The sequence below is a fragment of the Streptomyces sp. NPDC029164 genome (assembly GCF_055563995.1).
In genome coordinates, this window is record NZ_JBVHWW010000038.1 from 1 (window position 1) to 24,923 (window position 24,923).

At 72.8% G+C, this 24,923-nt stretch carries 18 protein-coding genes and 1 tRNA gene; 17 read left to right on the forward strand and 2 right to left on the reverse strand.

Translation table 11 applies throughout. The features are described from left to right. The first annotated feature begins 290 nt into the window (after positions 1-290). The 4 genes from ACZ4VT_RS30370 (at position 291) to ACZ4VT_RS30385 (ending at position 5,795) form a co-directional block, all read left to right on the forward strand. Positions 291-863 carry a CGNR zinc finger domain-containing protein gene (locus tag ACZ4VT_RS30370; RefSeq protein ID WP_467954468.1) on the forward strand — a complete coding sequence of 191 codons (573 nt, stop codon included), beginning with the start codon at positions 291-293 and terminating at the stop codon, positions 861-863. Between the two features lie 103 nt (positions 864-966). After that, on the forward strand, positions 967-3,273 hold the full coding sequence (locus ACZ4VT_RS30375; protein ID WP_467954470.1) for a HelD family protein: 2,307 nt from the start codon (positions 967-969) through the stop codon (positions 3,271-3,273). Positions 3,274-3,769: 496 nt separating this feature from the next. Then, a complete protein-coding gene (locus ACZ4VT_RS30380) occupies positions 3,770-5,173 on the forward strand; it encodes an NAD-dependent malic enzyme (RefSeq protein ID WP_383567925.1) in 1,404 nt (467 codons plus the stop codon). A 340-nt stretch (positions 5,174-5,513) separates the two neighbouring features. Next, entirely contained in the window at positions 5,514-5,795 is a 282-nt protein-coding gene (locus tag ACZ4VT_RS30385) for an HU family DNA-binding protein (protein WP_007264399.1), read from the forward strand. Positions 5,796-6,215: 420 nt separating this feature from the next. On the opposite strand, the gene murA is transcribed toward ACZ4VT_RS30385, so the two are convergent. Beyond that, entirely contained in the window at positions 6,216-7,556 is a 1,341-nt protein-coding gene (gene murA / locus ACZ4VT_RS30390; RefSeq protein WP_351297571.1) for a UDP-N-acetylglucosamine 1-carboxyvinyltransferase, read from the reverse strand. 289 nt (positions 7,557-7,845) lie between these two features. Here murA and ACZ4VT_RS30395 point away from each other — a divergent pair, with 289 nt between their 5' ends. From ACZ4VT_RS30395 to ACZ4VT_RS30450, 12 genes are all read left to right on the forward strand, one after another. Continuing rightward, positions 7,846-8,406 carry a YqgE/AlgH family protein gene (locus ACZ4VT_RS30395; protein WP_467954473.1) on the forward strand — a complete coding sequence of 187 codons (561 nt, stop codon included), beginning with the start codon at positions 7,846-7,848 and terminating at the stop codon, positions 8,404-8,406. A gap of 28 nt (positions 8,407-8,434) precedes the next feature. Next, positions 8,435-8,719, forward strand: a complete 285-nt coding sequence (locus ACZ4VT_RS30400) for a DUF3039 domain-containing protein (protein WP_030010729.1) — start codon at positions 8,435-8,437, stop codon at positions 8,717-8,719. Positions 8,720-8,885: 166 nt separating this feature from the next. After that, entirely contained in the window at positions 8,886-10,544 is a 1,659-nt protein-coding gene (locus tag ACZ4VT_RS30405) for a beta-N-acetylhexosaminidase (protein ID WP_467954475.1), read from the forward strand. A 360-nt stretch (positions 10,545-10,904) separates the two neighbouring features. Further along, entirely contained in the window at positions 10,905-11,822 is a 918-nt protein-coding gene (locus tag ACZ4VT_RS30410; RefSeq protein WP_467954477.1) for an FAD binding domain-containing protein, read from the forward strand. Then, positions 11,819-14,083: a 2Fe-2S iron-sulfur cluster-binding protein gene (locus ACZ4VT_RS30415; protein WP_467954479.1), complete on the forward strand. Its 2,265-nt coding sequence runs from the start codon at positions 11,819-11,821 to the stop codon at positions 14,081-14,083. Before ACZ4VT_RS30410 ends, ACZ4VT_RS30415 begins: the two co-directional genes overlap by 4 nt. Positions 14,084-14,127: 44 nt before the next feature. After that, entirely contained in the window at positions 14,128-16,425 is a 2,298-nt protein-coding gene (locus tag ACZ4VT_RS30420) for a xanthine dehydrogenase family protein molybdopterin-binding subunit (RefSeq protein ID WP_362807806.1), read from the forward strand. A 159-nt stretch (positions 16,426-16,584) separates the two neighbouring features. After that, positions 16,585-17,136, forward strand: a complete 552-nt coding sequence (locus tag ACZ4VT_RS30425; protein WP_467954481.1) for a hypothetical protein — start codon at positions 16,585-16,587, stop codon at positions 17,134-17,136. Beyond that, the gene (locus ACZ4VT_RS30430; RefSeq protein ID WP_467954483.1) at positions 17,136-18,548 is read left to right on the forward strand and encodes a hypothetical protein; all 1,413 of its coding nucleotides are present in this window, start codon (positions 17,136-17,138) and stop codon (positions 18,546-18,548) included. Before ACZ4VT_RS30425 ends, ACZ4VT_RS30430 begins: the two co-directional genes overlap by 1 nt. Before the next feature lie 21 nt (positions 18,549-18,569). Next, on the forward strand, positions 18,570-19,742 hold the full coding sequence (gene mycP, locus ACZ4VT_RS30435; protein ID WP_467954485.1) for a type VII secretion-associated serine protease mycosin: 1,173 nt from the start codon (positions 18,570-18,572) through the stop codon (positions 19,740-19,742). A 58-nt stretch (positions 19,743-19,800) separates the two neighbouring features. Next, positions 19,801-20,229 carry a hypothetical protein gene (locus ACZ4VT_RS30440; protein WP_467954487.1) on the forward strand — a complete coding sequence of 143 codons (429 nt, stop codon included), beginning with the start codon at positions 19,801-19,803 and terminating at the stop codon, positions 20,227-20,229. 19 nt (positions 20,230-20,248) lie between these two features. Further along, a complete protein-coding gene (locus tag ACZ4VT_RS30445; protein ID WP_467954489.1) occupies positions 20,249-22,531 on the forward strand; it encodes a hypothetical protein in 2,283 nt (760 codons plus the stop codon). After that, a complete protein-coding gene (locus tag ACZ4VT_RS30450; RefSeq protein WP_467954491.1) occupies positions 22,532-23,071 on the forward strand; it encodes a hypothetical protein in 540 nt (179 codons plus the stop codon). 65 nt (positions 23,072-23,136) lie between these two features. On the opposite strand, the gene ACZ4VT_RS30455 is transcribed toward ACZ4VT_RS30450, so the two are convergent. Beyond that, positions 23,137-23,208, reverse strand: a tRNA-Cys gene (locus ACZ4VT_RS30455). 181 nt (positions 23,209-23,389) lie between these two features. Here ACZ4VT_RS30455 and ACZ4VT_RS30460 point away from each other — a divergent pair. Then, positions 23,390-24,841, forward strand: coding sequence for an MFS transporter (locus tag ACZ4VT_RS30460; RefSeq protein ID WP_467954493.1), 1,452 nt, complete (start codon positions 23,390-23,392; stop codon positions 24,839-24,841). Positions 24,842-24,923 lie beyond the last annotated feature (82 nt).

Consider the following 24,923-nt stretch of genomic DNA (forward strand, 5'->3'; position numbering starts at 1 on the left):
CCCCCCCCCCCCCCCCCCCCCCCCCCCCCCCCCCCCCCCCCCCCCCCCCCCCCCCCCCCCCCCCCCCCCCCCCCCCCCCCCCCCCCCCCCCCGCAACGGCGCCGCACCCGGAACGAAGCGGTTCGGCGCCCGCGCCGCTGCCGGGGCTCCGCCCCAGACCCCGCGCCTCAAACGCCGGCGAGGCTGGATCTGCGCGGCCCCTGCCACCGGAGGTACCGGTTCGGGGGGTTCCCCCGCAGGCGGCGGACGGGCAATCTGGTACGGCACCCCCACGACGGGAGGCTGACGGCATGCGGTTCGATTCCGGGCGCGTCTGTCTGGACCTGGTGGCCACCTTCACCCCGCACGAGGGGATCCCGGACGGTGACGAGCTGCGGGTGTGGCTCGCCGGGGCCGGGCTGGTGCCCCACCGCACACCGCTGGCCCGGGTGGGGCCCGACTGGGCGGCCGCCTTCCGGGCCCTGCGCGGCGACGTGGAAACCCTCGTACGGGCGGAGCTCGCCGGCGCCGCGGCCCCGTCCGCGGGCACGGCGAACGCCCTCGCCCGGGTCAACGCGCTGGCCGCCGGACCACCCCCGGGCCTGTGTGCCGTTCGGGACCAAGAGGGGCACTTGGTCCGGGAGTTGTGCGGCGGCGTGGAATGCGGCGCGCTGCTCGCGGCCGTCGCCCGGGACGCCGTCGAGCTGCTGACCGACCCCGGCGACCTGGCGCTGCTGCGGGCCTGCGAGGGCGACGGCTGCACCCGCGTCTACCTGGACACCTCCCGCGGCCACCGGCGCCGCTGGTGTTCCAGCGAGCTGTGCGGCAACCGCGAGCGCGTCGCCCGGCACCGCCGCCGGGTCCTGTCGTCCGGATCCCGGTAGCGGGCGTATCACCCAGCGAGACCCGTTCCGGAACGGGCGTGCGGACAGGCCGCCGGGTCGCGTACGGTTGACGGTCGCCCATGCACGTCAGAAGGGGGCCTTGGTGGCCGCGCAGAATGCCGCTGTCGACAGCACGGCGGATTCCGTCCGCGATCGGGAGATCGCGGTCGAGCAGACGCATCTCGACCACGTGTACCGACGCCTCGAGGAGAAGATCCACGAGGCGGAGTTCCTCATGAACGACGCCGCCAAGCGCGGCCAAGTGGGGACGCCCGGCGCACTCGCCGAGCGCGACGCGCAGGTCTTCCGGGCGGGCATCCACCTGAACCGGCTCAACAACGAGTTCGAGGACTTCCTCTTCGGCCGCATCGACCTGGTGCTCGGCAAGGACGGGGAGCGCGGCCCGGACGGCGCGTACACCTCCGTCGAGCCCGCCGACGACGCGATCCGCGAGGACCTCACGGCCGACGTCGCCGAGACCCTGCACATCGGCCGCATCGGAGTCCTGGACTCCGACTACTCGCCGCTGGTCATCGACTGGCGCGCACCGGCCGCCGCGCCGTTCTACCGCTCCACGCCCAAGGACCCCGGCCGCGTCGTGCGCCGCCGCGTCATCCGCTCCAAGGGCCGCAAGGTGCTGGGCGTCGAGGACGACCTGATGCGCCCCGAGGTCACCGCCTTCCTCGACGGCCGGGAGCTCCCCGCCATCGGCGACGGCGCCCTGATGGCCGCCCTCGGGCGGGCCCGCACGCACTCGATGCGGGACATCGTCTCCTCCATCCAGGCCGAGCAGGACCTGGTCATCCGGGCGCCCGCCGCGTCCGTCGCCGAGGTCGCGGGCGGACCCGGCACCGGCAAGACCGCCGTCGCCCTGCACCGCGCCGCCTACCTGCTCTACCAGGACCGGCGCCGCTACTCCGGCGGCATCCTGATCGTCTCGCCGACCCCGCTGCTCGTCGCGTACACCGAGGGCGTGCTGCCCTCCCTCGGCGAGGAGGGCCAAGTCGCCATCCGCGCGCTCGGCTCCCTCGTCGACGGCGCGGAGGCCACCACCTACGACTCCCCGGCCGTGGCCCGCGTCAAGGGCTCCTCCCGGATGCTGAAGGTGCTCCGCAAGGCCGTACGGGGCGTACTCGAACTCGGCGGCGCCCCCGACCGGCTGCGCGTGGTGGCCTTCGGCCGCCGCCAGGAGCTGGAGGCCGACGAGCTGAACCGGATCCGGCAGAACGTGCTCAGCGGCACCGCCCCGGTCAACCTGCTGCGCCCGCGCGCCCGCAAGCTGCTGCTCGACGCCCTGTACGCGAAGTCCGGCGGCGCCGGCCGGCACAGCGACCCGGAGCTGGCCGCCGAGCTGCGCTCGGCCTTCGACGAGGACATCTCCACCGAGGACGCCTTCATCGGCTTCCTCAACGCCTGGTGGCCCGAGCTGACCCCGCGCACGGTGCTCGCCGCGCTGGCCGACGAGCGCCACCTGGGCCGCTGGTCGCGGCGGGACCTGAACCCGCGCGAGACCCGCCAGCTGGCCCGTTCGCTGCGCCGGGTGGGCCCGGACGGCAAGGGCCCCCTGTCGGTGCACGACGTGGCCCTCCTCGACGAGCTCCAGCAGCTGCTCGGCGCCCCGGCGCGGCCCAAGCGCAGGCGGGAGATGGACCCCCTCGACCAGCTCAGCGGGCTGGAGGAGCTGATGCCGATCCGCGAGGAGACCCAGTGGGAGCGGGCCGAGCGGCTCGCGGCGGAGCGCACCGAGTACGCGCACGTGATCGTGGACGAGGCGCAGGACCTGACGCCGATGCAGTGGCGGATGGTGGGCCGCCGCGGCCGGATGGGCACCTGGACGGTGGTCGGCGACCCGGCGCAGTCCTCCTGGACCGATCCGGAGGAGGCGGCCGCGGCGCGCGACGAGGCGCTGGGCAGCCGGCCGCGCCGCCGGTTCACGCTGACGGTCAACTACCGCAACCCGGCGGAGGTCGCCGAGGTGGCCTCCCGCGTACTGCGGCTGGCGATGCCCGGCATGGAGCCGCCGTCGGCGGTGCGCTCCACGGGCCTCCAGCCCCGGTTCACGGCCGCGGCGGGCGACCTGGGGGCCGCGGTCCGCGAGGAGACCCGGCGGCTGCTGGAACAGGTGGACGGGACCGTCGGCGTGGTCGTGGCGATGGACCGGCGCGCGGAGGCCGCGGGCTGGCTCGCCGACCTGGGCGCGCGGGCGGTGGCGCTCGGCAGCCTGGAGGCCAAGGGCCTGGAGTACGACGCCACGGTGGTCGTCTCCCCGGCGGAGATCGCGGACGAGTCCCCGGCGGGCCTGCGCGTGCTGTACGTGGCGCTGACGCGTGCGACGCAGCAGCTGACGGTGGTCTCGGCCGACCGGGACAAGCCGGACGCGGACGGGGTGCCGGAACTGCTGCTGCCGTAGCGGGCCGCCCCGCGGGGGCGGTTCACGGCGTGGCTCCGGCCCTGCTCAGGGCCTCGTACATCCGTATGGTCCGCGGCCAGGAGCGTGGTGGCGCGAACCGACCGCGAGCAGGGGGATCACATTCGGCGATCCTTTGTTAGCCTGGGTACGGCACCGACTCGATCCAAGCCCCCGGGCCCAACCTTCGTCGCTTAGAGCGACCACTTGCCGCGAGGCGAGCATGGCGGGTCGGTGTCATAGACGTACGAATCACCAGGTCCGCCCCCTCCACCGGGGGGGGGCCCGGACCTGTTTTGTATGGACCCACCCTTCCGAACACCTCCTGCTATCTCGTATGGTGGAAGAGTCTTTCCGAAATTTGTAGCTGGTTACCTTGTACTGGCTGGTAGGTGGGACGATCGGACAACAGGTCCCCTGCCGAACCTGCCATGTTCTCGGCCGGTGCAGCGCGGGGCCCTGTGTTAAGCGAACCAGGGACAGAAGAGGAAACACGGCCATGGCAACGGCGCCCAGCGTCTCGTATTCGATGACGGTCCGCCTGGAAGTGCCCGCGAGCGGAACCGCGGTCTCCCAGCTCACCACCGCCGTGGAGTCCTCCGGCGGTTCGGTCACCGGCCTCGACGTGACCGCCTCCGGCCACGAGAAGCTCCGGATCGACGTCACCATCGCCGCGACCTCCACCGCCCACGCGGACGAGATCGTCGAGAAGCTGCGCGGGATCGAGGGCGTCAGCCTCGGCAAGGTCTCCGACCGAACCTTCCTGATGCACCTCGGCGGCAAGATCGAGATGGCGTCCAAGCACCCCATCCGCAACCGTGACGACCTCTCCATGATCTACACCCCGGGCGTGGCCCGCGTGTGCATGGCGATCGCCGAGAACCCCGAGGACGCGCGCCGCCTCACCATCAAGCGCAACACCGTCGCAGTCGTGACGGACGGCTCCGCCGTGCTGGGCCTGGGCAACATCGGCCCGATGGCCGCCATGCCGGTCATGGAGGGCAAGGCGGCCCTCTTCAAGCGCTTCGCGGACATCGACGCCTGGCCGATCTGCCTGGACACCCAGGACCCCGACGAGATCGTGGCCGCCGTCAAGGCCATCGCCCCCGGCTTCGCGGGCATCAACCTGGAGGACATCTCCGCGCCGCGCTGCTTCGAGATCGAGGCCCGGCTGCGCGAGGCCCTCGACATCCCCGTCTTCCACGACGACCAGCACGGCACCGCCATCGTGGTGCTCGCCGCCCTCACCAACGCACTGCGCGTGGTGGGCAAGGCAGTTGGCGACGTCAAGGTCGTCATGTCGGGCGCCGGCGCGGCCGGCACGGCCATCCTCAAGCTGCTCCTCGCGGCGGGCGTCAAGAACGCGGTGAGCGCCGACATCCACGGCGTCGTGCACGCGGGCCGCCCCGACCTCGTCGACGCGGCCCCCGACTCCCCGCTGCGCTGGATCGCCGACAACACCAACCCCGAGGGCTACACGGGCACTCTGAAGGAGGCCGTGGTCGGCGCCGACGTCTTCATCGGCGTCTCGGCCCCGAACGTGCTGTCCGGCGAGGACGTCGCCGCCATGGCGGAAGGCGCCATCGTGTTCGCGCTCGCGAACCCGGACCCCGAGGTGGACCCGGCCGTCGCCCGCCAGACCGCCGCCGTCGTCGCCACCGGCCGCTCCGACTTCCCGAACCAGATCAACAACGTGCTGGTCTTCCCGGGTGTGTTCCGCGGTCTGCTGGACGCCCAGTCCCGCACCGTGAACACGGAGATGATGCTGGCCGCCGCGAGCGCGCTCGCGGACGTCGTCGGCGAGGACGAGCTGAACGCGAACTACATCATCCCGTCGGTCTTCAACGACAAGGTCGCCGGCGCGGTCGCGGGCGCCGTCCGCAAGGCGGCGTCGGGCTCCTGAGGCCCGCTGTGAGAGCCCTCACGGCGGGCCGCTACCGGCGCGTCGCGAGATGCGGGCCCGGCGGGGCGCCTCTAGGGTTGCGGGGATGCCCGCGGGGTCCGCGGTCCACAGCGGCGTGCGAGCGAAGGCATGGACGGAGCGTCACCGCGGCGTGACTGTGGCGCTTTTCGTGTGACCCCGACGGGTGCCGGATTGGCTTTCCCGCCGCTGGTGGGGGCAGGATGCGTAACCGGGCGAGAGGGTCTGACGTTCAGACCCGGGTCCGGGGACTGTCCTAGGGCCCTGGCAGCATCGGCTTCGATCTCACGCCTCTAAGGCAAGTTGAACACGGGAGTACAACATGAACCGCAGTGAGCTGGTGGCCGCTCTGTCCGAGCGCGCCGAGGTGACCCGCAAGGACGCCGACGCCGTTCTGGCCGCGCTCGCCGAGACCGTTGGCGAGATTGTCGCCAAGGGCGACGAGAAGGTCACCATCCCCGGCTTCCTGACCTTCGAGCGCACCCACCGTGCCGCTCGCACCGCGCGCAACCCGCAGACCGGCGACCCCATCCAGATCCCGGCCGGCTACAGCGTGAAGGTCTCCGCGGGCTCCAAGCTCAAGGAAGCCGCCAAGGGCAAGTAGGTCCTGCCCCGGCGCCGAGGGCCGCACAGGCTTTTGGAACGGCAGTAGTACGCAGAACGACGATGGGCGGTCACCCCCGGGCGGGGTGGCCGCCCTTCGGCCTGTCCGGGGCCGGACGGACGTGCCGGACGGGGCCGGACGGACCGGGACGGAGTCGGGCGGACGGGGGCGGAATTGGGCGGACGGGTACAGACGCGGGCGGACGCGGGCGGACATGGCGCGGGGTCCGGGGGAGCCGCGCCCGACCCGGCCCGGCCCGGGTGGTCCGGGGCCGCCCGGCAGGCCCTGTGAGGGCCCGTCAGGGCCCTTGGCGGGCCCCGGTATGCCCGTGGCATGCCCCACCCGGCCGCGCGAGGCCACGCGAAAGCCCCCCGGGCCCTCGAACGGGGCCAGGGGGGCTTTCGCGTACGCGGGTACGGCTCAGACGAGGTCGCCGCCCGGCAGCTCGACCTTCGCGCCGAGCTCCACGAGCTTCTCCATGAAGTTCTCGTAGCCCCGGTTGATCAGGTCGATGCCGTGCACGCGCGAGGTGCCCTCGGCGGCCAGCGCCGCGATGAGGTACGAGAACCCGCCGCGCAGGTCGGGGATGACCAGGTCGGCGCCCTGCAGCTTGGTCGGGCCGGAGACGACCGCCGAGTGCAGGAAGTTGCGCTGGCCGAAGCGGCAGGCCGAGCCGCCCAGGCACTCGCGGTACAGCTGGATGTGAGCACCCATCTGGTTGAGCGCCGAGGTGAAGCCGAGGCGGGACTCGTAGACCGTCTCGTGGACGATCGACAGGCCGGAGGCCTGGGTGAGGGCCACGACGAGCGGCTGCTGCCAGTCGGTCTGGAAACCGGGGTGGACGTCCGTCTCCAGCGCGATGGCCTTGAGCGGGCCGCCCGGGTGCCAGAAGCGGATGCCGTCGTCGTCGATCTCGAACGCCCCGCCGACCCGGCGGAAGGTGTTCAGGAAGGTCATCATCGAACGCTGCTGGGCGCCGCGCACGTAGATGTTGCCGCCGGTCGCCAGGGCCGCGGAAGCCCAGGACGCGGCCTCCAGACGGTCCGGCAGGGCCTTGTGGTTGTAGCCGCCGAGCCGGTCGACACCCGTGATGCGGATGGTCCGGTCGGTGTCGACGGAGATGATCGCGCCCATCTTCTGCAGGACGCAGATGAGGTCCTCGATCTCCGGCTCGACCGCGGCGTTGCTGAGCTCGGTGACGCCCTCGGCCAGGACGGCCGTCAGCAGCACCTGCTCGGTCGAGCCGACGGACGGGTAGGGGAGGCGGATCTTGCAGCCGCGCAGGCGCTGCGGGGCTTCCAGGTACTGGCCGCCTTCGCGCTTCTCGATGGTCGCGCCGAACTGGCGGAGCACGTCGAAGTGGAAGTCGATCGGCCGGCCGCCGATGTCGCAGCCGCCGAGGCCCGGGATGAAGGCGTGGCCGAGGCGGTGCAGCAGGGGGCCGCAGAACAGGATCGGGATGCGCGACGAACCCGCGTGGGCGTCGATGTCGGCGACGTTGGCGCTCTCGACGTGGGTGGGGTCGAGCACCAGCTCGCCCGGCTCCTCGCCGGGGCGGACCGTCACCCCGTGCAGCTGGAGCAGCCCGCGTACGACACGCACGTCACGGATGTCGGGAACGTTGCGCAGCCGGCTGGGTTCGCTGCCGAGCAGCGCGGCGACCATGGCCTTGGGCACGAGGTTCTTCGCGCCGCGGACACGGATCTCGCCCTCAAGCGGGGTGCCGCCGTGGACAAGCAGGACATCGTCGGTGACGGTCATGAATCTCGCGTTCCGAAGGGGGTCCCCCCAGCGGAGCCAGGGGGAGGGTGGGCAGGGGGGCCAGGGGAAAGGGTAAGGGCCACCACCCCCTTGTTCGTAAGGCCGACGTGGCCGTAGGACTGTCATGAATTCGGTACAACACCCAGCGTATCCACCACATGGCGGAGTGTTGCGTTCCGGCTGCTCCGTCCGTGCGCGCTCCTCACTGCTGCGGTGCGCCCTGAGCTGCGTACGATCCGATCTCCCCGCCGGGGCTCCGCAAAGCGCGAATGTGCGGGATCATGGCGGCATGACCGAGGTGTCCTCCCTCACAGGGCGGCTGCTCGTGGCCACCCCCGCCCTCGCGGACCCGAATTTCGACCGCGCGGTGGTGCTGCTGCTCGACCACGACGAGCAGGGCTCCCTCGGCGTTGTCCTCAACCGGCCCACGCCCGTCGGCGTCGGCGACGTCCTGCTGGCCTGGGCGCCCCTGGCCGGCACCCCCGGCGTGGTCTTCCAGGGCGGCCCCGTGGCGCTGGACTCGGCCCTCGGGCTGGCGGTCATCCCGGGCGAGGAGGGGCCGCTCGGCTGGCGCCGGGTGCACGGGGCGATCGGGCTCGTCGACCTGGAGGCGCCGCCGGAGTTGCTGGCCGCGGCCCTCGGCGGCCTGCGGATCTTCGCCGGCTACTCCGGCTGGGGCCCGGGGCAGCTGGAGGAGGAGCTCGGCGACGGCGCCTGGTACGTGGTGGAGTCGGAGCCCGGTGACGTGTCCTTCCCCGACCCCGAACAGCTGTGGCGGGCCGTGCTGCGCCGCCAGCGCAGCGAACTCGCGATGGTCGCCACCTATCCGGACGACCCGTCGCTCAACTGACGGGCGCGGGGTTAAGTACCCTGGTGGCATGAGCACTCTTGAGCCCGAGCGCGGGACTGGCACGGGGACCCTCGTAGAGCCGACGCCGCAGGTGTCGCACGGTGACGGCGACCACGAGCGCTTCGCCCACTACGTCCAGAAGGACAAGATCATGGCGAGCGCGCTCGACGGCACCCCCGTCGTCGCGCTCTGCGGCAAGGTCTGGGTACCGGGCCGGGACCCGAAGAAGTATCCGGTCTGCCCCATGTGCAAGGAGATCTACGAGTCCATGGGCCCCGGCGGGGACAAGGACAAGGGCGGCAAGGACAAGTAGTCCGACCCCTCTCCCTCCCTCTTTCGCGGGACCGAGGCCCCCGGTGCGCCACCGCGCGTCCGGGGGCCTTTGCCGTGCCCGTGGGGCGCGTTAGGGTCGGCGCCACGAGCACTCTGCGGAACGTGCGTTGCGCAGGGCGCAACACGCTGACGCGAAGGGCCGACGCATGGACCTGCTCCGCACGGACCTCATCCCCGCACCCCGGGTCGCCGACCTCCCCCCGGACGGGCGCCGCTTCACCTTCGGGCCCGAGCCGCTCCTCGACGCCGGGCCGGGGGCGGCGGCGGTCGCGCGGTGGCTGCGGCGGGAGCTCGGGGCGGCCACCGGCTGGGAGCTCCCCGCCGCCGGGGCCGGCCGGGGCGCCGAGCTGCGGCTGCGCGTCGACCCCGGCGGCGCGGGGGACGCCGGGCCGGAGGCGTACCGCGTCGAGATCGGCCCGGACGGCGCCGAGCTGACGGGCGCGACGGCCACCGGGCTGTTCTGGGCCGCCCAGACGCTGCGTCAGCTCCTCGGTCCCGACGCCTACCGGAAGGCGCCGCCGATCGGGCCGGGGCGGGCGTGGAGCCTGCCGCACGGCACGGTCGTGGACGGCCCCCGTTTCGGGTGGCGCGGGATGATGCTGGACGTGGCCCGGCACTTCACGCCCAAGGACGGGGTGCTGCGGTACGTCGACCTGCTCGCCGCCCACAAGCTCAACGTGCTGCACCTGCACCTGACGGACGACCAGGGCTGGCGGGTCGAGATCAAGCGCTACCCGCGCCTCACCGAGGTCGGCGGATGGCGGGCGCGCAGCCGGTGGGGCCACCGGGCCTCGCCGTTGTGGAACGAGACCCCGCACGGCGGCTTCTACACGCAGGACGACATCCGCGAGATCGTCGCGTACGCCGCCGAGCGGCACGTGCGGGTGGTCCCGGAGATCGACGTGCCGGGGCATTCGCAGGCCGCGATCGCCGCGTACCCGGAGCTGGGCAACACCGACGTGGTCGACACGGCGGCACTGCGGGTGTGGGACGACTGGGGGATCAGCGAGAACGTGCTCGCGCCGACCGAGGCCGTGCTGCGGTTCTACGAGGGGGTCTTCGAGGAGCTGCTGGAGCTGTTCCCGGCGGAGGTCTCGCCCTTCGTGCACGTGGGCGGCGACGAGTGCCCGAAGGCCCAGTGGAAGGCCTCCGGCGCCGCGCAGGAGCGGATCCGCGACCTGGGGGTGGACGGCGAGGACGGCCTGCAGTCCTGGTTCGTCCGGCACTTCGACGGCTGGCTCGCGGAGCGCGGGCGGCGGCTGATCGGCTGGGACGAGATCCTGGAGGGCGGGCTCGCGCCGGGGGCGGCCGTCTCCTCGTGGCGCGGCTACGCGGGCGGCATCGCCGCCGCCGAGGCCGGGCACGACGTGGTCATGTGCCCCGAGCAGCAGGTGTACCTGGACCACCGTCAGGCGGGCGGCGGGGACGAGCCGATGCCCATCGGGTACGTGCGCTCGCTGGAGGACGTGTACCGCTTCGAGCCGGTGCCGCCGAAGCTGTCGCCGGAGGCGGCCGCCCACGTGCTGGGCGCTCAGGCCAACGTGTGGACCGAGGTGATGGAGAACCAGGACCGCGTCGACTACCAGGCGTTCCCGCGGCTGGCCGCCTTCGCGGAGGTGGTGTGGTCGCGGTTGCCGGAGCCGCAGGAGCGGGACTACCCGGACTTCGAGGCGCGGATCGCGGGGCACTGCGCGCGGCTGGACGTGCTCGGGGTCGGTTACCGGCCACCGGGCGGGCCGTTGCCGTGGCAGCGGCGGCCCGGAGTGCCGGGACGCCCGATCGAGGGCGCGCCCCCGAACGTGTGACACGGGCGCGGAGCGGCGGACCTGAACGGAAAGGGAACGGGTCCGGAACTCTGACTGGATTTCCCGCTATACGGGGAAAATCGGACGTTCGGGTAGGAGGTCCGGCGAAGGCGGCACGGCGGGCGTACGGGGCGTCGGGCACCGGCCGGGCCCGGGCCGGGCCGCCGCGGGGCGCAGGGCGTGCGGGAGCCGGCCGCGGGGGCGGACGGGAGGTCGCACGGGGGCGGGGGTAGCGGGTGGACCCTCGCGCCGAGCGGCCCGGAAGATGTGCCAGAGTTGCCACGTCCCGGCGGTGAGCACGTACCGTACGGCGGACAGGCGTGAGCGCCGGGACCGGGACATCGGGAAGGGGCAGCTGGGTTGACCACGCACGCACCGCACGCACTGCACGCACCGGATTCACCTCAGGGCCCCCAGGGGCCCCAGGTGGCGCAGTCCGTGACACTGCCGGCCTCGCTCGACGAGGCCGTGGCGGCGCTCACCGCCATGCCCGCGGCCGTGCCCGTCGCGGGTGGCACCGACCTCATGGCCGCCGTCAACGCGGGGCTGCTGCGGCCCGCCGCTCTGGTGGGCCTGGGCCGGATCAACGAGATCCGCGGCTGGCAGTACCAGGACGGCCACGCGCTCCTCGGCGCGGGCCTCACCCACGCGCGGATGGGACGGCCGGATTTCGCCGCTCTGATCCCGGCGCTGGCCGCCGCGGCGCGCGCCGCCGGCCCCCCGCAGATCCGCAACGCGGGCACCCTCGGCGGGAACATCGCCACCGCCGCGCCCACGGGTGACGCACTGCCCGTGCTGGCCGCGCTGGAGGCCGTCCTCGTCATCGTCGGCCCGCACGGGCAGCGGGAGATCCCGGTGTCGCACCTGCTGGCCGGCCGCGAGATGCTGCGGCCGGGCGAGCTGATCGGTTTCGTCCGGGTGCCGCTGCTGCACGCGCCGCAGGTGTTCCTGAAGGCCACGGGTCGTACCGGGCCGGGGCGTGCGGTGGCGTCCGTGGGTCTCGTACTGGATCCCGCGCGCCGTGGTGTGCGCTGTGCGATCGGTGCGGTGGCCCCGATGCCGCTGCGGCCGCTGGAGGCCGAGCAGTGGGTGGCCTCGCTGATCGACTGGGACGGCGAGCGGAGCCTGGCCCCCGAGGCCCTGGAGGCCTTCGGCGAGTACGTCGCGGCCGCCTGTGTGCCCGACCAGGGGGAGCCGGTGGCTCCCGGTGTACTGCATCTGCGGCGGACGGTGGCCGTGCTGGCACGCAGGGCCCTGGGGAGGGCACTGACCTCATGAGCGAGAACGAGAACGAGAACGAGAACGTGACCCAGGGGAACGGCACGGCGGGCTGGGGCTGGGAACCGGTCCCGCAGGGCGGCGAGTACGACTCGGACGCCACGGCCTTCGTGAAACTGCCGCAGGACATGCTGGACGCGCTCGGCACCGGGGAGCCCCTCGCGGCGCCCGGGCACGGCTACGTGCCGCCGCCGATGATCGTGCCGCTCGGCTCGGCCACCACCGATCCGGCGGCCACGGGTACGTGGACGATCCCGGTGCGGTGGCCGGAGGCGGGGGGTTCGGCTCCGGCCGGGCCGGCGCCCGCGGCCGGGTCGGGCCCGGGGGCCGGGTCCGGGTCGGTGGGCGGGCCGATTCCCGCGTCGATCCCGATTCCTGCGTCGGTCGCCGCGGCGTTCGCCGAGGCGGAGCCGGAGCAGCAGACGGATCCGGGTGCGACGGCGGAGTGGCGGTTCCCGCAGGCGGCGCAGGAGCCCGAGGCCGCGGCTTCGGCGACCGGCCAGTGGGCCGTCCCCGAGTTCTCCGAATTCCCCGCACAGCAGGGTGACTTCCGGCAGGGCGGACTGGACGCCGACTGGAGCCAGGCCCCGGCGACGCTGCCGGGCGGCGCCGCGGCGCCGTGGGCGTACCTGACGCAGCAGCCGGCCGGGGACCCTGACGGGAGCCTGGGCGCGGGCCTGCCGCCCGGCGTCCTGCCGGGCACGGACGAGGCAGCCACGGCTTCGGCCGCAGCCGCTACCGCGACGGCGCACGGCGCCGGGCGGCTGCTCGGCGGGCCCGGAGTGGGCGCGGCCGGGCGCGGGCCGCGCGTGCTGGGCGGCCCGGGCGTGGGCACCCCGCTCCCGGACGGCGAGCCGGTGCACCCGGCCCCGCACGACATCGACGCCGCCCACGGCCCGGCGGCGGAGCAGGCCGAGGGCTCCCGGACCGTCGAGCACGCGGACCACGCGGAGCCGGTTGGGTACGCGGGCCAGGCCGGGCACGGCGAGCACGTGGAACACCTCGGGTACGCGGGGCAGGCCGAGCACGCGGAGCCGGGCGAGCACACCGGGCACGGCGGGCACACCGGGCACGGCGCATACGCCGGGCACGTCGGGCAGGCGCCGCACGCGGGCACCGACGGGCGCGGATTCACCGCCTTCGGCGAGGCGCCGGAGCCGGCCGGGGCCACCGAGCCCGCGGCCGCGCAGCCGGTGGCCTCCGGCGGCCTGGACCTCTTCGGCGGAGTACGGGCCGAGGAGACGGCCGGCGACGCCGAGCCCGCGCAGCCGTCCGAGCCCGTGCACTCGCCCGCGCCCGTGCAGTCGGTCGAGCCGGCGCAGCCCGGGGGCACCGACGGGCACGGCTTCGCGGCCTTCGGCCATGCGGCGCCGGAGCCCGGGCCGGAGCCGGAGCCGGGGGCCGAGGCCGTCGCGCACGACGCCGTGCCCGGGGCGGAGCCCGGCCTGCCGGAGCCCGGCCCCGCGGCTGCCGACGCCGGGTCCCGGGAGGAGCCGGCCGCGGCGGAGACCCCGGCCGGCCACACGCCGGGTGCGGACACCGCCGACAGCGCCGTGGCACTCCCGGACGCGGGGACCGGCCAGGGGATCCCGGCCGAGGTGGCGACGTACGAAGAAGGAACGGCCGACGAGGCCGTCGCCCATCACGAACACCCGCAGGCCTCGTACGTGCTGCGCGTCAACGGCGCCGACCGGCCCGTCACCGGCGCCTGGATCGGCGAGTCCCTGCTCTACGTGCTGCGCGAGCGCCTCGGCCTCGCCGGCGCCAAGGACGGCTGCTCGCAGGGCGAGTGCGGCGCCTGCGCCGTGCAGGTCGACGGCCGGCTGGTCGCGTCCTGCCTGGTCCCGGCCGCGACGGCCGCCGGCAGCGAGGTGCGCACCGTCGAGGGGCTCGCGACGAACGGGGAACTCTCGGACGTGCAGCAGGCGTTGTGCAGGTCGGGTGCGGTGCAGTGCGGGTTCTGCGTACCCGGCATGGCCATGACCATCCATGACCTGCTGGAGGGCAACCACGCCCCCAGCGAGCTGGAGACCCGGCAGGCCCTGTGCGGCAACCTCTGCCGCTGCTCCGGCTACTCGGGGGTCGTCGACGCCGTGCGCGAGGTCGTGGCCGAGCGCGAGGCGGCCGCCGCGGAGCCCACGGCCCAGGGCCATGCTCCGGACCACGGCCACGGCCACGGCCACGGCCAGGCTCCGGAAGCGCGCATCCCGCACCAGGCAGCGCCCGGCGAGGGCGGCATCCACCACGGAGGCACGGCGTGAGCGGGCAGGACGCGGCGACCGCGACGACAACGGTGAACACCACGGTGACGGCCCTGGCCGCCCCGTCGGCGGAGGCCTCGGAGCAGCAGGTGCCACGCGGCATCGGCGCCTCCGTGCCCGCCACCGACGCCCGCGCCAAGACCGAGGGCACCTTCCCCTACGCCGCCGACCTGTGGGCCGAGGGCCTCCTGTGGGCCGCCGTGCTGCGCTCCCCGCACGCCCACGCCCGCATCCTGTCCATCGACACCACGGCCGCCGCCGAGATGCCCGGCGTGCGCGCCGTCGTCACCCACGCCGACGTCCCCGGCGCCACCACGCACGGCCGCCGCATCGCCGACCGGCCGGTGTTCGCGCACGACGTCGTACGCCACCACGGCGAGCCCATCGCCGCCGTCGCCGCCGACCACCCGGACACCGCGCGGCTCGCCGCGGCCGCGATCGCCGTCGAGTACGAACTCCTCGACCCGGTGACCGACCCAGAGCAGTCCTTCGGCGCGCCCGCCCTGCACCCCGACGGCAACCTGATCCGGCACATCCCGCTGCGCTACGGCGACCCGGAGGTGACCGGCGACGTGGTCGTCGAGGGCCTCTACCGGATCGGCCGCCAGGACCCCGCCCCCATCGGCGCCGAGGCCGGACTGGCCGTGCCGCGGCCCGACGGCGGCGTGGAGCTCTACACCGCCTCCACCGACCCGCACAGCGACCGCGAGCTGGCCGCCGCCTGCTTCGGGCTGGAACCGGACCGCGTACGGGTCGTCGTCACCGGCGTGCCGGGCGCCACGGCGGACCGCGAGGACGCCGCCTTCCAGCTCCCGCTCGGCCTGCTCGCCCTGCGCACCGGCTGCCCGGTGAAACTGGCCGCCACCCGCGAGGAGTCCTTCCTCGGCCACACCCACCGGCACCCGACCCTGCTGCGCTACCGCCACCACGCGGACGCGGAGGGCCGCCTGGTCAAGGTCGAGGCGCAGATCCTGATGGACGCGGGCGCATACGCCGACGCCTCCGCGGAATCCCTGGCGGCGGCGGTGGCCTTCGCCTGCGGCCCGTACGTCGTCCCGCACGCCTTCGTGGAAGGCTGGGCGGTCCGCACCAACAACCCCCCCTCGGGCCACGTCCGCGGCGAGGGCGCCATGCAGGTGTGCGCCGCGTACGAGGGCCAGATGGACAAGCTCGCGGCCGCGCTCGGCATGGACGGCGCGGAACTGCGCATGCGCAACGTCCTGGCGACGGGAGACCTCCTCCCCACCGGCCAGACGGTGACCTGCCCGGCCCCGGTGGCGGAACTGCTGCGCGCGGTCCGTGACTTCGAGCTGCCCGGCCTCCCGAAGGACACCCCCGAGGACGAGTGGCTGCTGCCGGGCGGCCCGGAGGGCGCGGGCGAGCCGGGCGCGGTGCGCCGCGGCGTCGGCTACGGCGTCGGCATGGTGCACATGCTCGGCGCGGAAGGCACGGACGAGGTCTCGACGGCCACCGTCAAGGTCGTCAACGGCGTGGCCACCGTCATCTGCGCGGCGGTCGACACCGGCCAGGGCTTCGGCACGCTGGCCCGCCAGATCGTCCAGGAGGTGCTGGGCGTCGACGAGGTCGCGGTCGCCCCGGTGGACACCGACCAGCCGCCGGCGGGCCCGTCGGCGCACGGCCGCCACACGTGGGTGTCGGGCGGCGCGGTGGAGCGCGCGGCCAAGATGGTCCGCACCCAACTCCTGCAGCCCATGGCCCACAAGCTGGGCATGTCGACGGAGCTCCTGCAGATCGCGGACGGCCGGATCACGTCGTACGACGGTGCCTTCTCGATGAGCGTCACGGAGGCGATGGAGGGCAAGGAACTCTGGGCGACGGCCCAGTGCCGCCCCCACCCGACGGAACCCCTGGACGCGGACGGCCAGGGCGACGCCTTCGTGGGCCTCGCCTTCTGCGCGATCCGCGCGGTGGTGGACGTGGACATCGAACTCGGCTCGGTACGGGTCGTGGAACTCGCGGTCGCCCAGGACGTCGGCCGCATCCTCAACCCCCGCCAGCTGGAAGCCCGTATCGAAGCGGGCGTCACGCAGGGCGTCGGCGCGGCCCTGACGGAGAACCTCCGCACGGTCGCCGGCCTGGTCCGCCACCCCGACCTGACGGGCTACGCACTGCCGACGTCGCTGGACGCCCCGGCCGTACGCATCGTCAAACTGGTCGAGGAACGCGACGTGGTGGCCCCGTTCGGCGCCAAGGCGGCGAGCGCGATCCCGGTGGTCACGACCCCGGCGGCGATCGCCTCGGCGGTACGGGCGGCCACGGGCCGTCCGGTCAACAGGCTCCCGATCAGGCCATCGGCGGCGGTGGCCGCGCCCAACTCGTGACCGTGTGACCCACATTGCACGTGCAACCCCGGACTTGGGGCTGTCGTTGCCTGTCGCTAGAGTGATCGGTACGCGTGTGCACGTGCGCGTGCACACGGGTGCGAACGGGGACGGGGGGCGGCGCTGGCGCCGCGCCCACGGGGAGACGGGGAGGCCAACGTGGCAGACGACAACGGGGTGGGCCAGGTATCAGCGGCCCTCGCGCTGGGGCTGGGGGGTCCGCTGGGTGCAGTCGCAGGGGCGGCCTACGGGGCAGCCGCTGCGGCGCTGCGGGTCGAGTTCGACTCGCTGAGCGAGTACAAGCGCATGGTGGACACCTTGTTGGACGACCTCACCGGCTCCGACGCGGACCACAAGAAGTTGGCGGACGGCAAGCTGCCGGCGGACAAGCTCGGTAAGGGCTTCCCGGAGGTCAACGCGCTGTTCAAGTCGTACGACACGGTCATCACGGAGCTGCAGAAGCTCTCGAAGGGGCTGGCGGGGCAGATCGAGGCCCTGGGCATCGCGGTCCTGTCGGCGGGCAAGGGCTACGGCGGCGTGGACGAGGAGACGAAGCGGCGCATGGCCCTCCTCGCCAAGCAGGCCCATGACCAGTACGTCGAGGATCGCGACCCGTGGCTGGAGGAACAGCGCCGCCTGGCGGCGTCCAACCAGCCGCCGACGTCCACGACTCCGACCCCGTCGCCCAGCAAGTCGGGAGGTAACCACTGATGACGGATTTTGAAGGCTTCACGCACCAGCAGATGCGGGACATGATCGCTTCGCTGGACCCTGCCTCGGTCCAGGCGCGGGCCGACCAACTGGCGGCGGCCGCCGCGAAGATCAAGACGATCGGCGAGGCGCTCAAGCGCCACGTCGTGTCCGGCTGGGAGGGCGAAGGAGCCGACGCCTTCCAGGAGTGGGTGGGCCGCGCGGGCAACGCGACGCTGCGCCTGAGCGAGTACAGCTCCAAGGGCGGGGAGTGGATGGGCAAGGTCGTCCAGACGATGACCGAGGCCACGAAGATGACTGCCGTCGACGCGACCGCGACCAAGAACCTCGCAGCGGCCCTCAAGCACCACAACGACCCGGACTCGGCGACGGTCCGCGCGGAGGCGCAGACGATTCTGGACGCGGACCACCGCGAGGCGGTGCGGCTGATGACCAACCTGGCGCAGTCGTACCAGCTGTCGTCCACGGAGATGGACAAGGCGACGATCCCGACGTTCCCGCCGCCGCCGGATGAGCTGGTGCCGCCGGCTCGCGATGGCCAGTACGACATGGCGAGGTCTAGCGGAGGAACTGGCGATGGAGTCGGCTCGGCAGGCTCCTCGTACACGACGCAGGGGTCGTCGCACAGTACGTCCTCGGGTGACCCCGGATCGGTGGCCGGACGGTCGCCGCAGCCGGACAAAATGGTTCCGTCGGTCTCGGTGCCGTCGGTTCCGGACCGCGAGGTGGACGTGGACCTCGACAGCGTCGCGACCCTTCCGGACCGGACTGTGCCGCCGGTGACGACCACCCCCGGCCCGCTGCCCACGGGTCCCGTCAGCCCCACCCCCGTCCCCGTCCTCCCGCCCATCGGCTTTCCGCAGGTCGGCGGTACGAAGCTGCCCAGCCTCACCGGCCCGGGTATCGGCCCGTACCCAGGTCTGGGCGGTCCTGGCACTCCTCCCGGTGGCAAGGTCGTCGGCACGCCGGGCCTGCCCCCGCGTGACAGCGGCATCACGGGCGGGCGGCCTGTGACGTCCACCGGCCCCAGTTCGGGCATCCCGCGCGGCAACGTCATCGGCGAAGGCACTCACGCCGGCCGTGGCATGGGCGGCGGGATGGGTCCCGGCGGCGGCCACGGAGGCGGGCAGAACGGCTTCGCGGCAGGTCGTCGACTCGCCTCGGAGCCGGGAGGCATCGTCGGAGGGAAGCCCGGTACGGGCGCTCGCCCGATCGCGGGCGGTCAGCCGTTCACCCAGGGTGGCTCGGGCCTCGTGCGAAACGGCGCGGGTGCCATGGGGCACGCGGGTGCACGGGCGCAGAGCCCAGGTAAGCGGCGGGACGACCAGCGGGGCGAACGCCCCGACTACTTGGTCGAAGACGAAGAGACCTGGCAGGGCAACCGTCGTGTTGCTCCGCCGGTGATCGACTGAGCAGAACGGACGTTGTACGGGATGCGCATGCGTAAGGCGACCTCGGCCCTGGTGGGTCTGCTGCTGGCCGGGGTCGCCGCGACCCCGGCCCACGCGGCCACGATTCGATCGCAGCAATGGCATCTCGACGCCATGAAGGCGGACGAGATCTGGAAGATCAGTACAGGGAAGGGCGTCACCGTCGCGGTAATCGACGATGGGGTCAGGGAGATTCCCGAACTGGAAGGCCAGCTTGTCCCCGGCAAGCGATTCACCCCGGACGGCGCCGACGGACCCACTGACCAGGGCGGTCATGGCACAACCATGGCCGCTTTGATCGCCGGAACAGGAAAGCACCCGACCGGCGACGGCGGCTACGGCCTTGCCCCCGGCGCCAAGATTCTCCCGATCCTGGTTGCGGACACTGAAAAGGCAACGCCGTCATGGGTTGCGGCAATTCGGTACGCAGCCGACTCGGACGCCAAGATCATCAATATGTCCCTGGGAAGGAGCGGCACGCCGGAAGATGATCAGGCGCGGGCCGAAGCGGTGAAGTATGCCCTTGCGAAGGGCAAGCTGATCTTCGCGGCTGTCGGAAACACTGGCAATTCGACCAATTGGGTCGAATACCCGGGTGCGACCCCTGGGGTGGTCGGAGTTGGCGCGGTAGATGCCGGTGGTGAGCCGACCAAGGAATCGCAGCATGGTCCTCAGGTGGAGCTGGCTGCACCCGGCGTGGACATTGTCACGGCGTGCTCGGGTAAGACGGGGATCTGCAAGAACCACGGCACCAGCGACGCCTCCGCCCTCGCCTCCGCCTCCGCCGCCCTCCTCTGGTCCGCACACCCAGACTGGACCAACAACCAGGTCCTGCGCGTCCTCCTGAACACCGCAGGCAAGCCCACCGACGGCGTCGAGCGCAACGACTACATCGGCTACGGCATTGTCCGCCCCCGGATCGCGGTTCCCACCCCCGGCGACCCCGGCCCGGCCGACGTCTACCCGCTGCCCGACCTGGCGTCTGCGGCGAACGCGGGCAAGTCCCCCGCGCCCTCCGCAGACGGCAAGGCCCCCGACGTCGCCGCGTCCAAGCCGCCGGCGAAGGCCGAGGAGAAGAAGAGCGGCAGCTCGCTGCCCTGGATCGCGCTCGGCCTGGGGGCCTGCGTGCTCATCGGTGGCGCCGTGACCGTGGTTCTCGTGCGCCGCAACCGCTGAGCTTTGTTTCGACGTGACCTGACCCTGATCTACCGGCTCTGACTCGGGAGTTCGCGCGATGTCGTTCGACAAGGAATGGTCGGCGGCTCGCGCCACGGCCACCGCCAACGTGTCCATGCGGCTCAACCAGGCGCCCGCCGATCCAGGCGGCGGCGGTGGCGGTGGCGGTGACCTCGAACTCAATCAGGACCACATCGGCGCCGTCGGCTCCGACGCGTACAAGCTGCACACCCGCCTCCAGTCGGACGGCAAGCACGCCGCCACCGCCACCTCCGAGGCCGCCGGGGCCCTCACGAAGGAGGGCTTCGCGAGCGGGGCGGCGCTGCTCAAGGCCCACGGGCTCTGGGAGAGCCAGGTCAAGACCCTCGTGGCCGCCTGCGCGAACATCTCCAACGGCCTGAACTACTCGGTCGCCTCCCACGCCAAGGACGAGCAGCAGCTCCACGCAGACTTCACCGCGTCCGCGATCGACAAGTACCTGAAGTAGAAGTGGACGGGTCGCCTGCATGCTGACGTACGAGAACGTGATGAACGCACCGCTGGACAAGCTTCAGACGGCGGTCACCGACTGGACCGCGATGGCCGGCAAGCTGGATGAGATGGCCGAGGCCGCTCGCACGGGCATGAAGGCGAAGGCCGACAAGGCCGACTGGAGCGGGGTCACCGCAGGGGTGGCGCGGGGGTTCGTCGACAAGACGGCCAAGGAGTTCGAGGACGCGGCCAAGGCCGCCAAGGGCATGCACCGGGTGCTCGCCGACGCGCACGCGACCTTCAAGGCCGTCCAGGACGAACTGAAGAAGCTCGCCGCGGAGGCCCCGGCGGCCGGTTTCCGGATCGATGCCACCGGGCGGGTCTCCGCGATCCCCCTGCCCACCGAGGCGGACCGGAACGCGGCCCGGCACGACCCGGACTACCAGCAGACCCTGAACACGAACCGCAACGCCTGGCAGTCCCGCGTCAACCGTGCGGTGGAGGACGCCCAGGACGCCGACGAGTCCCTGGTCCGCGCCCTCCAGGCGAACGTAGCCGACGAACACGACTTCAGCGGGCCGAAGTTCGAGACTCTCGACGCCGAACAGGCGGCCCGGGCCGCCGATCTGATGAAGAAGGTCACCGGCGAGGGCGGCACGGCGCGCAACGTCGAGGCGCTGCGCGAGCTGGAGGAACTGCTCGACGACAACCGCGAGGACCCTGAGTTCTCCACGGGCTTCTACCGGACGATCGGCGCCGAGGGCACGCTGGAGCTGTACTCCAAGCTCTCCCTCGACGCGACGAGCCTCGGGCCGGCGGGCAAGGACCGGGCGCTGATGGTCGCGAACATCCAGAGCGACATGGGTGCCATGCTCGGCCTCGCCACGCACAAGGACGTCCCGCACCACCTCGACGCCGCCTGGACGACCCAGCTGATGAAGGCGGGCCGCAAGGAGATGGACGTCTTCGGCGGCGTCCGGCAGATCTACGGCTACCAGGCACTCGGCGCGCTGCTCCGCGAGGGAAAGTACGACACGGAGTTCCTGACCTCGGTCGGCCGCGACATGGTCGCCATGGACCGCAAGGACCCGAAGGCCTGGGAGTTCCACACCCCGTACGGCATGGAGCCGGTCCTCAGTCAGGGCGGGGACGGGCGCGGCTTCTACCCGCTGACCGGGCTCATGGAGGCGTTGGGCAACAACCCGGACGCAGCGACGGCCTTCTTCAACGAGCCGGTCCGCGAGGACAGCAACAAGGACGGCATCGTCACGAAGGACGACAAGCCGGTCGGCGGCCAGCACGGCAAGGACCGGGGCATGGTCGACTACATGCTCGACAAGAAGCCGTACATGGACAGCTTCGACATCACGAGGACCGGCGAACTCCACCCGGCCCAGCAGGCGCTCGGCGACGCCCTGATGGCGGCGGTCTCCCACCGCAGCCCGGGCGACGAGGACTCCCCGCCCGTCGCACACACCAAGGAGATGGCGGCCGTCATGGAACGGGTCGTCGAAAAGATCGGCGACAAGCCGGAACTGGTCGACGCGAAGCCGGGGGACCCGGAGGGTCCTTTGAACGGGCTGTCCGGGCACTTCGGCCAGATGGCGGCGGAGTACATGCCGGACATCCAGGCGTCGGCGGACAACGAGGGTGGCCAGATCAAGGCCAACGGTGTGATGGCCGAGCTCCGGAAGTCCGACATGGCGAACTTCATCGGGGCGGTGGCGCAGGACCCGGACGCCTACGGTGCGATCACCAACGCCCAGAGGGCGTTCACCACCACGCTCGTCAATGACGTGATCACGCATCGAAGCGAACATAGCGAACTTGACGCGGCGATCAAGGTGGCAGTGCACCCTGGGGGCCAGATCGCGGGCATCCTGTCCGAGGCCAGGGCCGAGGGCGCGTTCGCCGAGAACGCGCACAAGCAGGAGGAGTACGTCAAGGGCGTCGAGGACAACGCCAAGTGGGTCAACCGCGTCATCACCGCGGCAGGCGGCAAGTACCTGGAGATGGTGCCGCTCGCCGGAGACGTCGTGGAATGGCTCCAGGAAGACATTACGGAAAGCGTGGTCGAAGGCGCGAAGAAGGACCAGGCGGAGAAGGTCGACGAGGGAAACCAGAAGGCGGCCTACGACTACACGGAAGCGCAGAAGGCGGCCGGGAAATCCGCAGCGGCCTCGGTGAGAATGGCCGCCGAGGGATCGGGTCTGAGCGAGCAGGACATCAGGGACCTCATGGGCGTGGCCTCGACCGAGACGGCCAATGCGCACGCGGTGGGCCGGGACCAGGTCGCGACGTCCAACGGAGGCTCCTGAATGGCCCGGCCCGCTACCGTCCGCACCGTCGCCGGCGTCCTCGCTGGGCTCTTCGTGCTCTCCGGCTGCGCCGCAGAGGAGAAGCCGTCGGCGGCCACGAAGGTGCGACCCGAGACGTGCTTCGGGGTCTTCACGCCGGACGAGCTGGCACCCCTGCTGGGCAGGGGGGACGAGGTCACGGTCGACTCCCCCTACGACCTCGAACTGAACGCACAACGCCGCGGAGTGACCTGCAACATCTACGTCGACGGCAAGAGCGGACTGCTCGCCACTGCAGAACGCCAGCCACTCGGCCAGGGGGTGCACTGGCCGCTGGAGAAGGTGAACCCCGAGCCGATCCCCTCGGTGGAGAACGGCAAGGTGTGGAACACCGGGGCCGCCGCCCTGCTCTCCTGCAAGGGCGCTACGGACTCCTTCGAGCTGGAGTTGTGGCTGAGCGGATCCGTCGACGGCAAACCCGATGAGACGAGGCGAGTGCTCGTAGAGCTGATGAAGAAGTACGCCGACCACGCGAAGCAGCAGACCCAGTGCGGCGTCTGAGGCGGGCCGGTCTGGCAAGGCGAAAGCCGCTCGGGGGTGCGCCTGCCCCCGAGCGGCTCGCCGCGAAGCCGTGACCGGAATCGAACCGGCGTAACTCGCTTTGCAGGCGAGTCCCTCAACCACTCGGGCACACGGCTGTGAGGTGGTGATGTGCACGACCGTACGAGGGCCGCGGGGGAGCGGGAAGGGTTTCGCGGCGGGTGCAACACGACTGCCATGCCGCGTTCACAGTGACCCGGGGGCCTAGGTCTCCGGGAGGAGGCGGGATCCGCCGAATGGACAGGGTCGATACACGGCTACGCACCTTACGCTGGGGCGATGAGTGCCCTTGAGCCCCGCGTGCCCCAGCGAACCGTGCCGATCCCGCCCCTGCAGCAGGGCGGGGTCCTCGGGCCCACGTACCGGACGCTCAGCATCGGGATCATCTCCGTCGTCTTCCTGATCGCCTTCGAGGCCACCGCCGTGGGGACGGCCATGCCCGTCGCCGCGCGCGAGCTGGAGGGGATCGGGCTCTACGCCTTCGCCTTCTCCGCCTACTTCACGACCAGCCTCTTCGGCATGGTCCTGTCCGGGCAGTGGGCCGACCGGCAGGGGCCGCTGCGGCCGCTGACCGTCGGCATCGCCTCGTTCGCCTCCGGGCTCGTGGTGTCCGGGACCGCCGGGGCCATGTGGGTGTTCGTGCTCGGCCGGGCCGTGCAGGGCTTCGGCGGCGGGCTGGTCATCGTCGCCCTGTACGTGGTGGTCAGCCGGGCCTACGAGGAGCGGCTGCGCCCCGCCATCATGGCCGCCTTCGCCGCGAGCTGGGTGGTGCCCTCCATCGTCGGGCCGCTGGCCTCGGGGACGGTCACCGAGCACCTCGGGTGGCGGTGGGTGTTCCTCGGGATCCCGGCCCTCGTCGTCGTGCCGCTGGTGCTGGCCCTGCCGGCGATACGCCGGACCGCGTCCGGGCCCGTCGACCCGGACGCGCCGCCCGTGGCCTTCGACCGGCGGCGGATCCGGCTGGCCCTCAGGATCTCGCTGGGCGCGGGGCTGCTCCAGTACGCCGCCCAGGACCTGCGGTGGCTGTCGCTGCTGCCGGGCATCGCCGGCGCGGCCCTGCTGGTGCCCGCCGTGCTCGGGCTGCTGCCGCGCGGGACGTACCTGGCGCGGCGCGGACTGCCGTCCGTGGTGCTGCTGCGCGGGGTGGCCGCGGGCTCGTTCGTCGCGGCGGAGAGCTTCGTACCGCTGATGCTGGTCACCCAGCGGGGGCTGAGCCCGACGCTGGCCGGGTTCTCGCTCGCGCTGGGCGGAGTGACCTGGGCGGGCGGCTCGTGGGTGCAGTCGAAGGGGCGGATGGCCCCGTACCGGGCACGGCTGATGGTGACCGGCATGGTGATGGTCGCCCTGGCCATCGCCGCGGCGCCCGCCGTGCTCATCGAGTCCGTGCCGGTGTGGACGCTGGCGCTGGCCTGGGCGGTCGGCTGCCTGGGCATGGGGCTGGTGATCGGTTCCACGAGCGTGCTGCTGCTGAAGCTGTCGGCGCCGGAGGAGGCGGGCGCGAACTCCGCCGCGCTGCAGATCTCGGACGCGCTGGCGAACGTGGTGCTGCTGGCGGGCGGCGGCGCCGCCTTCGCCGCGCTGGGCGGCGGAGCCGTCGGTGCCTCCCACGCCCTGGCGGACGGGGGGTCGGCCTCGCACCCCGCCGCCTTCGTGGTGGTGTTCCTGCCGATGGCCTGCGTGGCCCTGGTGGGGGCGTGGGTCGCGACCCGGCTGGAGCCCGCCGACGCGTGAGCGCCGGGCAAGGCCGACGCGTGAGCGCCGCAGAACGCCGAGTGAGGGCCGCAGAACGCCGACGCGTGAGCGCCGGAGAACG

Bases quoted from the DNA above. Each gene is read 5' to 3' on its own strand.
- ACZ4VT_RS30370 (WP_467954468.1), top strand. From the start codon at position 291: ATGCGGTTCGATTCCGGGCGCGTCTGTCTGGACCTGGTGGCCACCTTC.
- ACZ4VT_RS30380 (WP_383567925.1), top strand. From the start codon at position 3,770: ATGGCAACGGCGCCCAGCGTCTCGTATTCGATGACGGTCCGCCTGGAA.
- ACZ4VT_RS30385 (WP_007264399.1), top strand. From the start codon at position 5,514: ATGAACCGCAGTGAGCTGGTGGCCGCTCTGTCCGAGCGCGCCGAGGTG.
- murA (WP_351297571.1), bottom strand. From the start codon at position 7,556: ATGACCGTCACCGACGATGTCCTGCTTGTCCACGGCGGCACCCCGCTT.
- ACZ4VT_RS30395 (WP_467954473.1), top strand. From the start codon at position 7,846: ATGACCGAGGTGTCCTCCCTCACAGGGCGGCTGCTCGTGGCCACCCCC.
- ACZ4VT_RS30400 (WP_030010729.1), top strand. From the start codon at position 8,435: ATGAGCACTCTTGAGCCCGAGCGCGGGACTGGCACGGGGACCCTCGTA.
- ACZ4VT_RS30405 (WP_467954475.1), top strand. From the start codon at position 8,886: ATGGACCTGCTCCGCACGGACCTCATCCCCGCACCCCGGGTCGCCGAC.
- ACZ4VT_RS30415 (WP_467954479.1), top strand. From the start codon at position 11,819: ATGAGCGAGAACGAGAACGAGAACGAGAACGTGACCCAGGGGAACGGC.
- ACZ4VT_RS30430 (WP_467954483.1), top strand. From the start codon at position 17,136: ATGACGGATTTTGAAGGCTTCACGCACCAGCAGATGCGGGACATGATC.
- mycP (WP_467954485.1), top strand. From the start codon at position 18,570: ATGCGCATGCGTAAGGCGACCTCGGCCCTGGTGGGTCTGCTGCTGGCC.
- ACZ4VT_RS30440 (WP_467954487.1), top strand. From the start codon at position 19,801: ATGTCGTTCGACAAGGAATGGTCGGCGGCTCGCGCCACGGCCACCGCC.
- ACZ4VT_RS30445 (WP_467954489.1), top strand. From the start codon at position 20,249: ATGCTGACGTACGAGAACGTGATGAACGCACCGCTGGACAAGCTTCAG.
- ACZ4VT_RS30450 (WP_467954491.1), top strand. From the start codon at position 22,532: ATGGCCCGGCCCGCTACCGTCCGCACCGTCGCCGGCGTCCTCGCTGGG.
- ACZ4VT_RS30460 (WP_467954493.1), top strand. From the start codon at position 23,390: ATGAGTGCCCTTGAGCCCCGCGTGCCCCAGCGAACCGTGCCGATCCCG.